This is a genomic window from Rubrivirga marina, assembly GCF_002283365.1.
In the GTDB taxonomy this organism is placed as follows: Bacteria; Bacteroidota; Rhodothermia; order Rhodothermales; family Rubricoccaceae; genus Rubrivirga; species Rubrivirga marina.
The window spans coordinates 1,070,026-1,084,604 of record NZ_MQWD01000001.1; the positions used below are offsets into that span (position 1 = coordinate 1,070,026).

Genomic DNA, 14,579 nt, shown 5'->3' on the forward strand with positions numbered 1-14,579 from the left:
GCCCTCGCCCCGTGCTCCGCTCCTCACCCCTCGCTCTTCACTCCTCATCCCGGATGCTCCACCGTCACTACGAGAGCGAGCTCCGCTACTTCCGCGAGGGAGGGGCGGCCTTCGCCGAGGCGCATCCGGATCAGGCCCGGATGCTCCGCCTCGACGCGCTGGAGGACCGGGACCCGTACGTCGAGCGGCTCCTCGAAGGCGTCGCGTTCCTCTCGGCGCGCGTCCAAGAGCGGCTGGACGACGACCTCCCGGAGTACACGCAGCGCCTCGTCGGGCTGCTGTACCCCCATTTTCTGACGCCCTTCCCCTCGTGCTGCGTCCTGGCCTTCGACCCGAAGCCGGGGCTGGTGCAGGAGACGACGATGATGCCACGCGGGACCGAGGTGCTGTCGGCGCAGGTCGGGCCGGAGCGCGTCCCGTGTCGGTTCCGGACGGCGCAGGACGTCCGGCTCCATCCGCTGAGCGTCCAGTCGCTGGAGCTCCGCTACGACCCCGACGAGACGAGCCGGCTCCGCCTCGTGTTCGCGCTCCACAAGGGGGCGACGCTGGAGTCGCTCGACCTCAGCCGGCTCCGCCTGTTCCTCCACGCGGAGGGCTCGGTGGCCTCGACAGCACACCTGCTCCTGACGCGGCATGTCACGCGGATCGAGGTGCGCGCGGGCACCGGCCTCTCGGCCCGGCCCGGCGACGGCGACGCGCCCGAGGTCGTGGTCCGCGGCCAGGACGGCGTGCGGCCCGCCGGGCTCAGCCCCGACGAGGCGCTCCTCCCGCACGGCGACGCGCTGCCCTCTGGGCTCCGGCTGCTGCAGGAGATGCTCCTGTTCCGCCGCAAGTTCTGGCAGGTCGACCTCCTCGGCCTCGACGCGCTCGCCGAGGCAGAGCCGGGCGCCGAGGGGTTCGCCGTCGACCTCGTGTTCGACCGGCCGTACCCGGAGGACCGCCGGCTCAAGGCCGAGCACGTGGTGCTCCACTGCACGCCGGCCGTCAACCTGTTCGAGCACGACGCGGAGCCGGCCCGGGCCGAGCACACCTGGGCCGAGCAGCGCGTGATCCCCAGCCTCCGCCACCGCCAGTCGATCGAACCCTACGACGTGACGAGCGTCGTGAGCATTGAGGAGGGGACGGGCCGGCGGCGGACGTACGCACGCGCGTTCGGGCTGTCGGCCGACGCGGAGCGGTCGTACGACGTGCTCCGGCGGCCGGGCTCGGGCGCGGCCCACGATGTGTATCTCCTGCTCGCGAGTCCCGACCTCGACGCGGGCACGCCGACGCCCGAGTCGCTCTCGGTTTCGCTCCGCTGCACGAACGGGTCGCTGCCCTACGAGGCGCTCCAGCCGGGCATGGTCGATCGGCTCTCGCCGAGCGCGCCGCAGATCGCGAGCGTGAAGAACCTCGACCGGCCATCGCTCACGCGTCGCCCGCCGCTCGACCGGCAGCCCGGCCTGCTCTGGGCGCTCCTCGCGCAGTGGTCGTTCAGTCACGGCTCCGTCGCCACGCACGACGCCCTCGTGGGGCTGCTGGAACTCTACGACTGGGCCGACACCGAGGCCAGCCGGCGTCGCCGCCGCGGGCTCCAGAAGGTCCGCTGGGAGCCGGCCGAGATGCTCCGCCGCGGGTCCGTGCGCCGCGGGGCCCACGTCACGGTCGAGGTCGCCGACGGCCACTTTTCCGACGACGGGGACCTCGCGCTCTTCGGGCTCGTGCTCAGCGAGTTCCTGTCGCTCTACGCCACGATCAACGCGTTCGTCCACCTGACGATCGAGAGCACGCCTTCGGGCCGGACGATGACGTGGGCACCCGACCGCGGCCAGCGCCCCCTCGTATGACCTCGCGCCGCCCCGACTCCGACCGCCTCGGCGGCGCCCCCGAGGCGCACGCGGACGAGACGCTGGACCGGATGGTCCGCGAGGGGCACCGGTACGGGTTTTTCCAGGCCGTGCGCTTGCTGGCGGCGGCGCGGGGCGGGCCGCACACGGTGGGCGGGCCGGAGCCGAGGCGGGAGGCCGTCCGCGTGAGCCCGGACCCGTCGAGCGTCTTCCCCGCCTCCGACGTCCGGCACGTTCGCGCGCCCGAGGCGCCGACGGAGCCCGTCCCGGTCGAGGTCGGCTTCGGCGGCCTCTTCGGCGTCGACGCGGCGCTGCCGAGCGCCTTCCATGAGCGGATCTCGAAGCAGGAGGCCGAGACGCGGCCGCTCCGCGACTTCCTGGACCTGCTCGGTCACCGGCCCTACGCCCAACTCTGGCGGGCGTGGGCGAAGTACCGCCCCGAGGTCCGCTCGTGGGCCACGGACCGCCGCAACCCGCACGCGACGCGCGCCGGGGCCCTCAGCGGCATCGCCGCGACCGACGACACGCCGGTCGAGCCGCGCACGCTCCTGCCGCTGGCGGCCCGCTTCTCCGCGTGGAGCCGCAACGCCGAGGGGCTGAGGGCGCTCTTGGAGCACGCGACCGGGCTGGCGGTCCGCGTGATCGAGAACGTCCCGCGGCTCGTCCGCCTCGGCGACCGGCCCGCGCTCGGCGCCGCCCGCCTCGGGCTCGACGCCGTCGTGGGCGAGCGCATCTACGACGAGTCCGGGATGTTCCGGATCGAGATCGGGCCGCTCGGGCGCGAGGCGTTCCGCGACCTCCTCCCGGGCAAGGGCGGCGCCAGCCGCGTCGCCGCGCTCGTCCGCCTCTACGCCTCCGACGCGCTCGACTACGACGTCGACCTCCTGCTCCGGTCCGAGGAGGCGCCCCCGCTCGTCCTCGGCGACGTCGAGAGCGCCCGGCTCGGCCGGAACGCCCACCTCGGCACCCCCCGAACGCCGCTCGTCCGCCGCCGCGTCCGCTACGTCGCGGCCTAGCCCCTTCCCCCGATGATCTCGAAAGACGTCAAGCGCCTCCTCCTCAAGCTCAACGACCCGATGACCCGGGCGCTCGAAGGCGCCGCCGGGCTGGCGGTCGGCCGCGGCCACTACGAGGTGACCGTCGAGCACCTCCTCCTGAAGCTGTTGGAGGACGGGACCGGCGACGCCGCGCTCGCCCTCTCCCGCCTCGGCGTTGAGCCGGGCCGAGTGGGCAAGGCGCTGACCGACACGATCGAGGGCTACCGGACCGGCAACGCGGGCCGGCCGGCGTTCTCGCCGCTCCTGCTGGACCTCGTCGAGCGCGCGTGGGTGGCCGGGTCGGTTCACCATGGCCTCGGCGAGATCCGGTCCGGCTCGTTCCTCGAGGCGTATCTGGAGAGCGACGCGCTCGCCACGTCGCCCGCTCGCGAGGCCATGAGTGAGGCCAAGGCCGACGACCTCCGCGACCGGTTCTTCGAGCTGATCGAGGGCTCCGACGAGAACCGCGCCTCGGCCCGCGGTGGCCGGCCCCTCGCGGACGCGAGCGGGAAGGAAGGCGAGACGGCGCTCGACATCTACACGCACTCGCTCACGCAGCAGGCCCGCGACGACGGCATCGACCCCATCTTCGGGCGCGACCGCGAAATCCGCCAGGTCATCGACGTGCTCTCGCGGCGGCGGAAGAACAACCCGATCCTGGTCGGCGAGGCCGGCGTGGGCAAGACGGCCGTGGTCGAGGGGCTCGCGCTCCGGATCGTGGCCGGCGACGTGCCCGACAGCCTCAAGGAGGCCGAGATCGCCGCGCTCGACCTCGGCGCGCTCCAGGCGGGCGCCGGCGTCAAGGGCGAGTTCGAGGCCCGCATGAAGGCCGTCATCGACGCCGTCAAGGACGCGCCCAAGCCGACGATCCTCTTTATCGACGAGGCCCACACGCTCGTCGGCGCCGGCGGCGCGGCGGGCACCGGCGATGCGGCCAACCTCCTCAAGCCCGCACTCGCGCGTGGCGAGCTCCGCAGCGTCGCGGCCACGACGTGGAGCGAGTACAAAAAGCACATCGAGAAGGACCCGGCGCTGGCGCGGCGCTTCCAGATGGTCAAGGTCGACGAGCCCGACGTCGAGACGGCCGTCGTGATGATGCGCGGCGTGCGCGACCGCTACGAGGACCACCACGCCGTCCAGATCACCGACGCCGCCGTCCGCGCCGCCGTCGAGCTTTCGGACCGCTACCTCTCCGGCCGCCAGCTTCCCGACAAGTCGGTTGACCTGATCGACACGGCCTCCGCCCGCGTGCGGATGTCGCAGGACGCCACGCCGGCCGCGCTCGACGACCTCGGCCGCCGGCTCCACGAGATCGAGACCGAGCTGACGGCCCAGCGCCGCGACGCCTCCGCCGGCCTCGGCACGGGCGAGACGCTCGACGACCTCGAGGCCGAGCGCGACCGGCTGAACCAGCGGCGCGAGGCGCTCGAGGCGCGGTGGAAGGAGGAGCAGTCGCTCGCCCGCGAGCTGGAAGGCGCGCGGAGGGCCGCGGCCACGGCCGGCGGCGACGTGCCCGCGGGGGTCCGCGACCTCCACGCGCGACTGGAGCAACTGCAAGAGGCCAACGGCCCGCTCGTCCACGCCGAGGTGGGCCAGCGCGTCGTCGCCGAGGTCATCGCCGACTGGACGGGCATCCCCATTGGCGACATGATTAAGGACGAGGCGCAGCTGCTCCTCGAGCTCGAAGACCGCCTGACATCGCGGATCCGGGGCCAGGACGGCGCGCTCGTCGAGATCGCCGACGCCATCCGCACGGCGAAGGCCGGGATGCGGAAGGCCGACGCGCCGATCGGTGTGTTTCTGCTGGTCGGCCCGTCCGGCGTGGGCAAGACCGAGACGGCGCGGGCCCTCGCGGAGCTCCTGTTCGGCGGCGAGCGGTTCCTCGTCTCGATCAACATGAGCGAGTACCAGGAGAGCCACACGACGAGCCAGCTCAAGGGCGCGCCCCCCGGCTACGTCGGCTACGGCGAGGGCGGCGTGCTCACCGAGGCGGTCCGCCAGCGGCCGTACTCCGTCGTGCTGCTCGACGAGGTCGAGAAGGCGCACATCGACGTGATGGAGCTGTTCTACCAGGTGTTCGACCGCGGCATCCTCCGCGACGGCGAGGGCCGCGAGGTCGACTTCTCGAACACGATCATCCTCTGCACCTCGAACGTCGGGAGCGACCTCGTGCAGCAGGCGTCGATGGCCGAGGAGGCGCCCACCCTCGACAGCCTCCGCGACCTCATCCACGAGCCGCTGGCGTCACACTTCCAGCCGGCGTTGCTCGGGCGGATGAACACGATCCCGTTCCTCTCGCTCGATCGCGACGCGATGGCCCAGATCGCCCGGCTCAAGCTGGGCAAGGTCGACAAGCGGCTCCGCGCGAATCACGGCATCCGGTTCACATTCACCGACGAGGTCGTGGAGACGATTGCCGACCGGTGCACGACGATCGACGCCGGCGCCCGCAACATCGACGCGATCATCGACCGGACCGTCCTGCCCGAGGCGAGCCGTGCGCTCCTCACGCGGCTGGCGGAGGAAAACCTCCCGGCCGCGCTGGAGCTGGGCCTCGACGAGGCCGGCAACTTTACCTACACGTTCGTCGAGCCCGGCGAGCGGCCCGACCTCGAGGTCGCTGCCAACGACACCGAGGCGCTCGCCGAGGGGGCCGACCTCGGCGGCGATGGTGCCTCCCTCGACGCCCCCCAGACCGCGCCCGAGGCGGACGGGGCCGCGCTCGACGGGGCCACCGAGGCCGACGACCCCGAGCCGACCGCGTAGCCATGCCCACCCTCCACCGCATCGCCCGCCACGAGTTCGCCTGCAGCGCGCTCGGCCCGGAGACCTTCCGCGTCGTCCGCTTCGAGGGCACGGAGGCCATCTCGCGGCCCTACCGCTTCGAGGTGGAGCTCGTCTCGGACGACCCGGAGGTGGCCTTCGAAGACGTCATCGACAAGCCGGCCACGCTGACGATGTACCGCGGCGACGACCCGTCCGAGGTCGACGGGATCGTGGTCGACTTCGAGCAGTCGCACGAGGCCGGCGGGCAGTCGGAGTTCCGATACGCCTACCGCGCCGTCCTCGTCCCGCGGCTGTGGCGGCTCGGGCTCTCGTTCCAGAGCCGGATCTTCCAGAACCTGACGGTCGAGGAGATCGTGTCGAAGGTGCTCGACGACGCGGGCGTCGACTACCGGTTCAAGCTGTCCGCGTCCTACGACCCGCGCGAGTACACGACGCAGTACAAGGAGACCGACCTCGACTTCGTCCAGCGGCTCCTCGAGTTCGAGGGGATCCGGTACTACTTCACGCACGAGGGCGGGGCCGAGACGCTCGTGATGAGCGACGACGCGAGCGACGCGCCCGATGTCGAGGGCGACCCCGTCGTGGGATACAGCCACGCCGACGGGCTCCGGCCCAGCGACAGCCTCGAGACGATCCGCGACTTCCTCGCGCGCCAGCGGCTCGTGACGGCCAAGGCCGAGATCAAGGACTACAACTACCGGACGCCCGAGACCGAGCTGTTCTCGGAGACCGAGCACGGCCAGAAGCCGGCCCTCGGCGTCCACTCCGACTCGGCCGTCCACATGATGGACGGCGGGCGGGGTGGCCAGCTGGCGAAGGTCCGGTCGGAGGAGATCGAGACGACGCGGCTGACGATGACGGGCACCGGCGACTGCCTCCGCTTCCGCTCCGGCCACCGGTTCTCGCTGACGGACCACTACCGCGACGGGCTCAACCAGGACTACCTCCTCGTTGAGGTCCAGCACCTCGGGACGCAGCCCGACGCGGCCGAGTCGCACGGGACCACGACGCGGGCGGCCGACGAGGCGCCGCCGGGTTACTCGAACGCCTTCACGTGCGTCCCGGCTACGACGCCGTACCGGCCGCCGCGCCTCACGCCGGAGCCCAAGCTGCCGGGCGTCCTCACGGCCAAGGTCGAGAGCGCCGGCGGCACCTACGCGCCGGTCGACGACCAGGGCCGGTACCGCGTCCGCTTCCCGTTCGACATCGGGGACGCGGGTGACGCCGGCGCCACGAAGCCCGTCCGCCTCGCCCAGGGGTACACCGGCGGCGGGTACGGCATGCACTTCCCGGTCCACAAGGGGGCCGAGATGGTCGTCGCCTGCGTCGACGGGAACGTCGACCGGATCGTCGGGCTCTCGACGGTCTACAACCCCACGCAGTTCTCGCCGGTCACGAGCAGCAACCCGTCCGAGAACGTCCTCCGGTCGTGGGGCGAGAACGAGCTGACGTTCGACGACAAGCAGGGGGAGGAGCTCGTGTTCATGCACGCGACGAAGGACCACCTCTGCGAGGTCGTCGATAACCAGGAGAACCACGTCGGGACGAACCGGGCGCAAACGGTCGGCAATGACGAGACGCTCTCGGTCGGGAACGACCAGAAAGAGACGGTCGGGCACGACAACGAGTTGACGGTCGGGAACGACCAGATGCTCACGGTCGGCGTGAACCGGACGATCACCGTCGGCGGGAGCCACACCGAGAGCATCGGGTCCAGCCAGTCCGTGACGGTAGGCGTCGCGGCCAGCGAGTCGGTCGGCGCCGCGAAGACGGTGAGCGTCGGGGCCGCCTACGCCGTGACCGTCGGGGCCGGGTACCAGATCAGCGTCGGCGCGGTGAGCTCCGAGTCCGTGGGGGGCGCGAAGTCGCTCACCGCCAGCGGCCCGATCTCGAACAGCGCCGGGGCCGCCTACGAGGTCACCGCCGGGGCCGACCTCACGTGGGAGGCCGGCAAGGACGGGAAGATGACGATCGGGAAGAAGCTGTTCATCGAGAGCGGCGACGCCCTCAGCATCAAGGGCAAGAAGAAGGTGAACATCGAGGCCGCCGACCAACTCACGCTCAAATGCGGGAGCGCCGAGATCATCCTGAAGAAGAACGGCGACATCAGCCTGAAGGGGAAGAAGATCGATATCAAGGGGTCGGGGAAAGTCACCATGAAGGGCTCCCAGATCGCCGAGAACTAGCCACACCGCCCATGTCCATCGCCTTCGATACGTCCACGCAGGAGGCCCGCGTCTGCGACGTCGACGCGCTCCGCGTCTCGTTCGACGACGGGACCGAACTCCCGTGCCGGCTGCTCCAGACGAGCGCCGGCCCCCCGCTCGCGCTCGCCGTCGGCGACGTCGTCCTCGTTACCTGCCCGCCCGGCGCCGGGGTCGGCTACGTCCTCGGGCGCGTCGAGGCGGCCGCCCCGCCCGACGGTGAGCCCGCCTCGGACGTCCGGATCACGATGCCGGGGAAGGTCGACACCGTCCGGATCAACGGGAAGCGCGTCCACATCCAGGCCGACGAAGAGGTCGTGCTGGAGTGCGGCGACGGCCGGATCCGGATCGACAAGCGCGGGAAGGTGACCGTCCTCGGCCGCGACGTGACGAGCCGGGCCCGCCACTCGCACAAGATCAAGGGCTCCAGCGTCGCCATCAACTAGGCCGCGGCCCCGCGATGGAGATCGTCAACCCCACGCCGTTCGCCGCCGCCCCGGCCGCCGTCGCCGACCTCGACGGGGCCGACCTCCTCGTGGTCATCGTCAAGGCGACGTACGCGCTCGACGGGCAGGGGGGGATGGCGCCGGCGGAGGCCCAGCGCGAGGTCCAACTGGCCGACACGTTCGTCGGCGAGGAGGGCGCGTCGAGCGTCGCCTACGCCTCCGACCTCGCCATCGGGAAGACGTCGACCGACGTCGTGCTGACGGGCGCGGCGTACCCCCGGCGCCCAGGCGACCGGGAGGGGGAGGTCGGGGTCCAGGTCGGCGCGGCGAAGGCGTCGTTCCGCGTGTTCGGCGAGCGCGAGTGGCAGTCGGCGCTCGGCGTGACGCGGATGTCGCGGCCGGAGCCGTTCGAGCGGATCCCGCTGGGCTACGAACGCGCGGCCGGCGGCACCGACGCCTCGCCGAGCGCCGAGCGCGACCACGACTTCGACGCCCGGAACCCGGTCGGCGTCGGGTTCCGAGCCAAGCGGACCCGCCGCGTCGTCGACGCCTCGCCGCTCCCCAACTTCGAGCGCCCCGATGCGCTCGTCCGCACGCCCGACGACCGGCCGCCGCCGGCGCCTGTCGGGTTCGTCGCGCCCGGCTGGCAGCCGCGCGCCGCCTTCGCGGGGACCTACGACGCCGCCTGGGCCGAGACCCGGAGCCCCCGCCTCCCGACGGACTTCGACGTCCGGTTCTTCGACGTGGCCCCAGACGGGCTCACGGTCCCCGGCCGGCTGCGGGGCGACGAGCACGGGGCCGCGCTCGGCGTCTCTCCGCAGGGCCTCCTCCGGTTCACGCTGCCCGGGCTGGCCCTGACGGCCGAGGTCACCAGCCGGGCCGGAGGCGTCCTGCCCATCGACCTCGGGCTCGACCGCGTCGTCGTCGACGGCGACGCGGGGCTCCACGGCGAGGTCGTCCTCGTGTGGAGCGGGGGCCTCCGCCCGCCGCGCGACCTCTACGACCTCGGCCCCATCACGCTCTCGACCCCGTAGCCATGCCCTCGTCCGTCGGCGTCAACTTCCTCTCGGTCGTCCACAAGTCGAGCACCGGCACGACGATCGCGTTCCCCGACGTCTGCAAGACGCCGAGCCCCGGCGGCCCCATCCCGATCCCCTACCCGAACGTCGCGATGTCGACGGACACGGCGAAGGGGAGCAAGAAGGTGAAGATGGACGGCAACCCGATCTGCACGAAGGACTCCAACTTCCGCATGAGCACGGGCGACGAGGCCGGGTCGGCGGGCGGCGGCGTCGTCAGCAACAAGATCAAGGGGAAGGCCGAGTTCGTGATGTTCTCCTTCGACGTGAAGGTCGAGGGGAAGAACGTGGCGCGGGCGTTCGACATCATGCTCCACAACGACAAGAACACGCCGCCCTTCCCGGTCCTCCAGCCCCCGGTCGTCGCCATCGGGATGCCGCCGCGGCCGGAGTGCCTGTTCTGCGGGAAGCCGATCTGATGCGCGCCGACGACGTCCGGCTCTCGGTGCGTGGCGTCGGGCTCGCGTGCAGCCTCGGCCTCGGGGCTGTCGACGCGTGCGCGGCGGCGTTCGCCGGCATCACGCGGCCGACGCCGATGCCCGGCGTCGACGTGTTCGACCCCGAGGAGGCCGAGGGCGTCGACCTCGCCGTCCACGCGGCCCCGTTCGTGACCGAGGGGTTCTCCGGGGTCGCCCGGATGGCGCGCCTCGCCGGGGCCGCCCTCGACGACCTCGCCTCCCGCGCCGACCTCCCCGACGACGGCCGGACCGGGATCTGCGTCGCGCTCCCGAGCGGGTACCACCTCCGCCGCCTCGAGCAGGCCGAGGCGGCCGAAGACCCCGACCCGCCCCCGACGCCCTACGCGCTCGAGGCCGACGTCCGGGTCGAAGAGCTCCGCGACCGGCTCGTCCCGACGATCCGCCGGTTTTCTAAGGTTGCGCTCCACCCGGGGCCCGGCGCGACGCTCTTCGAGGACGAGGCCGGCTTCGGCGCGCTCCTCCGCACGGCCGACCTCGCGCTCCGCGGCGGCGCCATCCGCCGCTGCCTCGTCGGCGGCGTCGACTCGCCGCTCGACCCAGCGACCATCCGCGCGCGCGACCGCGCCGGTGTCCTGTTCACCCCCGAGAACTCGGGCGGGGCCGCGCCGGGCGAGGCCGCCGCCTTCGTCCTCGTCGAGCGGGCCGACGACCGGGCCGACGGGCTCACGATCTCCGGCGTCGCGCAGGGGCGGGACGTCCCGTTCGTGCCCGACGGCGAGGACCGGCCGGCGGGCGTCGGGCTCTCTCGGTGCCTCGCCGCCACGCGCGCGGCCGAGCCCGGCCCCATCGGCGCGGTCTACACGTCGCTCAACGGGGCCGCCCACCGGGCCTACGACTGGGGCTGCGCCCTCGTCCGGCTCGCGGCCGACGGCCCGTTCGAGCCGGAGGCCATCCACCCCGCGACGATGGTCGGCGCCGTCGGCGCGGCGACGGGCCCGGTCGCCGTGGCCCTCGCCGAGCACGCCCGGTGGCGCGGCTGGGGGCCCCCGGCCGCGGCCGTCTGGCTCGCCAGTGACGCCGGCCCACGCGCTTCATTTCGCCTCACCGCATCCTGATCCTATGGGTGGCCCCAGCGCCGAAGACAAACACGTCGCCGCATCCGTCAAGCCCCGTAAGGGGTTCTACCGGAAGGAGGGCGACGGCCAAACGAAGGACTACGAGAAGACGTGGGCGAAGAACGGCTACAAGAAGCTGATCTACCAGATCCACCACATCATCCCGGAGGACGCGATCTACAACAAGGCGGTCGACAAGATCAAGAACGACGACAAGCGGCGGCTCGTGAAGGTGTCCATGCTCCGCTCGAAGTGGAACATCAACGACCCGGACAACCTGATCGGGCTCCCCGACCTGTACTCCTTCCTCATCTACTTCGACCGGAAGCGGAAGTCCGCCTCGGACACCTCGGTCGACGCGTCGCATGTCAAGGGAAACCAAGACGGGGGCTACATCCTGCGGAAGATCAAGCGGCTCAACCAGCGGTCTAGCAACACCAAGGACTTCATCGACCTCCCGAGCCTGTTCGGCCAGACCAGCGCCGCGGACGCGAGCCCCGAACGCTACCCGGTGCACCTGCCCGTAAGCTGGGGCCACACGAAGTACAACTACGCCGTCGCCGACGACATCCAGAGCGACGTGATCAACACGATCGAGGAGACCGCGGAGGAGCACGAGTTGGACTTCGTCGACGTGGCGTCCGAGTTCGAGACCATCGCGAGCGACCGGAAGACGTACCTCCTCGACCGAGCCGCGACGGCGACCTACGAGCTGTGGCAGAAGCGGTATGAGGGCGTGGCGGAGAGCACCTGGCGGACGCCGTTCACCATGGCCGAGCCGAGCTCCCCGCTCAAGAAGCCGAAGAAGCGGAAGGCCAGCTCGTCCTCGCCCGCCAAAAAGCGGAAGACCAAATAGCCCCGACCCATGGACCTCGTCTACGCACGTCACGCGCCGTCTCCCCACGCCGGCGTCCTCGGACCCATCCAGGAGGTCGAGCGGGCGTTCCAGCTCTCCCGCGGCGTCCCGCGCCTCGAGGGCTGGCCGTCCGACGCGCACTTCGAGATGGACGACGAGTTCGGCATCCGGCTCGACGACGTCATGAAGTGCCTCGGGTCGCTCCTCGTCGTCTCCGACACCCTCCGTCAGTTCCTCGAGGCGGAGGAGGTCCCCGACACCGAGATGCTCCCGGTGACCCTCATCGACCTGAAGGGGCGGCCGGTCGAGGCGCCCTACTACGTGGTCCACTCGACGCACCTCCCCGCCGCCCTGGACGCGGAGGGCTCGGGCGCCCGGTTCAACAAGATCAAGCCCGACCTCGTCCGGTCCGTCGAGCGCCTCGTGCTCCGCCCCGAGGCCGTGCCGTCCGACCGGCCGCTCTTTCGGTTGCACGAGTACCCGAAGCCGGTCCTGTTCGAGGCCGGGCTGGCAGAGCGGATCGAGGCCGAGGGGTTCACCGGCATCGCGTTCGTCCCCATCGCCGACTTCGACCGCTACTCCCTCCTCTGATGCCCTCCGCGCCGCTCCCCGTGGCCGTCGAGCGGGAGACCCGCTACGCCAACGTCCTCATCCGGGCGGCCAACGAGGCCGGCCGCGACGAGGTGGGCGGGGCCGTCTACAACGAGCTCAGCGAGCGGTACCGGAACATCGGCGTCTCGTTCCTGCTCCTCGACGCCGACCTCGACGCGTTCGCGCACTGCCTCATCGACAGCGGAATCACGCGGCGGACGCTCCTGCGGCGCGGGCTCCCGGACGAGCCCGAGCACGCCTTCCGCGCCAGCTTCGTCGACCCGGTCCACGACGCGCTTGCCGTCGGCCAGCTCGGGCTGGCGGCCGAGATCGGGCGGCTCTCGCCCGCGACGTGGTACGAGGACTTCGAGTACGAGGAGGACTTCGTCTACGCCCACCTCCTGTTCGGCCTGGCCCAGGGGGCCGACCCGGCGCCGCTCACGGCGCTCGTGGATCGGCACGAGGTGGCCCTCCGCGGCGTCGACGACCCGCGGAACGCCGTCTGCCGCGCGCTCATCGCCCGGGACGAGGTCGCGTTCTTGGAGTCTTTCGAGGCGTTCGTCGAGGCTGAGGCCGCGCGGATCGCAGAGGCGCGCGTCGCGTCGTACGAGTTCTACGACTTCCAAGAGGTCTCTGTTGAGGGCCTCGCGCTGCTCAAGCTGGCCGAGCTCGCCGGGCTCCCGACCGAGCGCGAGTACCGGCACTGCCCCGCGTGGGCACGACTCGAGGATTACGCCCCGTACGTGCCCCAGTCGTTCCCCGAGATCGCCCTCGATGCCTGAGCGCCGCCCCGGTTCCGAGGTCCCCCTCCCGCCCGTGCTCCAGTCGGGCCCGTCGCTCCGTGGCTTCCGGATCGGGCTCTACCTCGAGCACCTTGAGGAGGCCGCGTCGCTCTGGGAGCAGCGGCCGGCGGACCGCGAGAACCCGGAGCTCGCGTGGCACGACCTCGGCGACGACCAGGCCCGCCTCGAGGCCCACCTCGACGCGCTCGTGCTCGGCGCCGACTTGGCCCTCGCCGTGTGCCGCCAACAGGCGCTGGAGGGCGACGCCGGCGAGCTCCACGCCGCCCTCCGTGTGTTCTGCCGCCAGGGCCGGAGCGACCTCGTCGGCGTGGCGATGGAGGGGGTCGACCCCGAAGACGAGGAGGCGCTCGATGCGATGTCGGACGCCCTCGTGGCCGAGTTGCCGAGCGAGTGGGAGGCCGGCGCCCTCCGCGCCGACCGGCTCGGCGACCCGCGCCGCCTTCGTCTCGCGGCCGACCTCGTCGCCCACCGCCAGTTGCCCGGCCGCGACACGCTCCTCGACGCCCTCCCGGAGGCGCCGCCGTCGCTCCGCGCCCGAATCGTCCGCGCCCTCGGGCGGACGGCCGACGGCATCGTCGAGGGCACGGTCCGCTCGCTCCTTGATGACGAGGACCCGGCGGTCCGTCTCGAGGCGGCCGTGGCGCTCCTGCGGAGCGGGGCCCCCGAGGCGCCCGCGGCCGTCCTCCGCGAGGCCCGCACCGACCCCGCGCTCGTCCCCGCACTCGCACTCGCCGGGCACGGCGGCGTCGTGCCGTGGCTCCACCAGGTGCTCGCCCACCCACCGAGCGCGGCCATCGCCGCCGACACGCTCGGGCTCCTGGGCGACCCGCGCTCCGTCCCGCCCCTCATCGACGCGCTCGCGACGGACGCCGCCGCGGAGGCCGCCCGCGCGCTCGACATGATCACGGGCGCCGGCCTCACCGATGAGGAGTTCGTCGAGGACGTGCCGGACGACGACGAGTTGTTCGAGGACGAGAAGGAGCGCGTCGCACGCGGCGAGCCGCTGGTGCCGCCCGACCAACCGCCGCGCGGGACGACGATCGTGCTGCCAAGCACGGACGCCGAGCGCTGGCGGGCGTGGTGGGACGAGCACGCCGACCGCTTCGCTGAGGCCGACCGGTTCCGCCTCGGTCGGCCCGCGGGCCCGGAGGCGCAGGTCGCGTCGCTCGCGGCCCCGTTCGTGCCGCACCGGCTCCGGCGGTGGATCGCCGACGAACTGGCGGTCCGCTACCGGATGGCGGTCCCGTTCGACGCGGGGTGGGAGGTCGGGCGCCAGCGGGCGGCCCTCGAGGCGATGGCCGGGTGGGCGGAGAGCGCGAAGGCGGTGCCCGGCCGCTGGTACGTCGCCGGGCACTACGCGAGCTAGGCCGCCCGGCCGGTTCGGGATGACCGAGGGGGCGCACGTTTCCAGTGTAT

General features: G+C 72.4%; 12 protein-coding genes. All 12 read left to right on the top strand.

Features of this window, described 5'->3' with window-relative positions; all coding sequences use genetic code 11:
- Positions 1 to 53: 53 nt before the first annotated feature.
- Genes tssF through BSZ37_RS04420 form a run of 12 tightly spaced genes read left to right on the top strand, consistent with a single transcriptional unit; the run spans position 54 to position 14,529 of the window.
- Positions 54 to 1,826, top strand: a complete 1,773-nt coding sequence (tssF, locus tag BSZ37_RS04365; protein ID WP_095509368.1) for a type VI secretion system baseplate subunit TssF — start codon at positions 54 to 56, stop codon at positions 1,824 to 1,826.
- Entirely contained in the window at positions 1,823 to 2,842 is a 1,020-nt protein-coding gene (gene tssG / locus BSZ37_RS04370) for a type VI secretion system baseplate subunit TssG (RefSeq protein ID WP_095509369.1), read from the top strand. The genes tssF and tssG overlap by 4 nt, the downstream gene beginning before the upstream one ends.
- 12 nt (positions 2,843 to 2,854) lie before the next feature.
- Entirely contained in the window at positions 2,855 to 5,629 is a 2,775-nt protein-coding gene (gene tssH, locus BSZ37_RS04375) for a type VI secretion system ATPase TssH (protein WP_095509370.1), read from the top strand.
- Between the two features lie 2 nt (positions 5,630 to 5,631).
- The gene (locus tag BSZ37_RS04380) at positions 5,632 to 7,836 is read left to right on the top strand and encodes a type VI secretion system Vgr family protein (protein ID WP_095509371.1); all 2,205 of its coding nucleotides are present in this window, start codon (positions 5,632 to 5,634) and stop codon (positions 7,834 to 7,836) included.
- Positions 7,837 to 7,847: 11 nt separating this feature from the next.
- Positions 7,848 to 8,300 carry a hypothetical protein gene (locus BSZ37_RS04385; protein ID WP_095509372.1) on the top strand — a complete coding sequence of 151 codons (453 nt, stop codon included), beginning with the start codon at positions 7,848 to 7,850 and terminating at the stop codon, positions 8,298 to 8,300.
- Positions 8,301 to 8,314: 14 nt separating this feature from the next.
- On the top strand, positions 8,315 to 9,334 hold the full coding sequence (locus tag BSZ37_RS04390) for a DUF2169 family type VI secretion system accessory protein (RefSeq protein WP_095509373.1): 1,020 nt from the start codon (positions 8,315 to 8,317) through the stop codon (positions 9,332 to 9,334).
- Positions 9,335 to 9,336: 2 nt separating this feature from the next.
- Positions 9,337 to 9,798 carry a DUF4150 domain-containing protein gene (locus BSZ37_RS04395; protein WP_095509374.1) on the top strand — a complete coding sequence of 154 codons (462 nt, stop codon included), beginning with the start codon at positions 9,337 to 9,339 and terminating at the stop codon, positions 9,796 to 9,798.
- The gene (locus BSZ37_RS21830) at positions 9,798 to 10,913 is read left to right on the top strand and encodes a hypothetical protein (RefSeq protein ID WP_095509375.1); all 1,116 of its coding nucleotides are present in this window, start codon (positions 9,798 to 9,800) and stop codon (positions 10,911 to 10,913) included. Before BSZ37_RS04395 ends, BSZ37_RS21830 begins: the two co-directional genes overlap by 1 nt.
- A gap of 4 nt (positions 10,914 to 10,917) precedes the next feature.
- A complete protein-coding gene (locus BSZ37_RS04405) occupies positions 10,918 to 11,769 on the top strand; it encodes a hypothetical protein (protein WP_095509376.1) in 852 nt (283 codons plus the stop codon).
- A 9-nt stretch (positions 11,770 to 11,778) separates the two neighbouring features.
- Entirely contained in the window at positions 11,779 to 12,360 is a 582-nt protein-coding gene (locus tag BSZ37_RS04410; RefSeq protein ID WP_095509377.1) for an imm11 family protein, read from the top strand.
- The gene (locus BSZ37_RS04415) at positions 12,360 to 13,142 is read left to right on the top strand and encodes an immunity 49 family protein (protein ID WP_095509378.1); all 783 of its coding nucleotides are present in this window, start codon (positions 12,360 to 12,362) and stop codon (positions 13,140 to 13,142) included. The genes BSZ37_RS04410 and BSZ37_RS04415 overlap by 1 nt, the downstream gene beginning before the upstream one ends.
- The gene (locus BSZ37_RS04420; RefSeq protein WP_095509379.1) at positions 13,135 to 14,529 is read left to right on the top strand and encodes a HEAT repeat domain-containing protein; all 1,395 of its coding nucleotides are present in this window, start codon (positions 13,135 to 13,137) and stop codon (positions 14,527 to 14,529) included. The genes BSZ37_RS04415 and BSZ37_RS04420 overlap by 8 nt, the downstream gene beginning before the upstream one ends.
- Positions 14,530 to 14,579 lie beyond the last annotated feature (50 nt).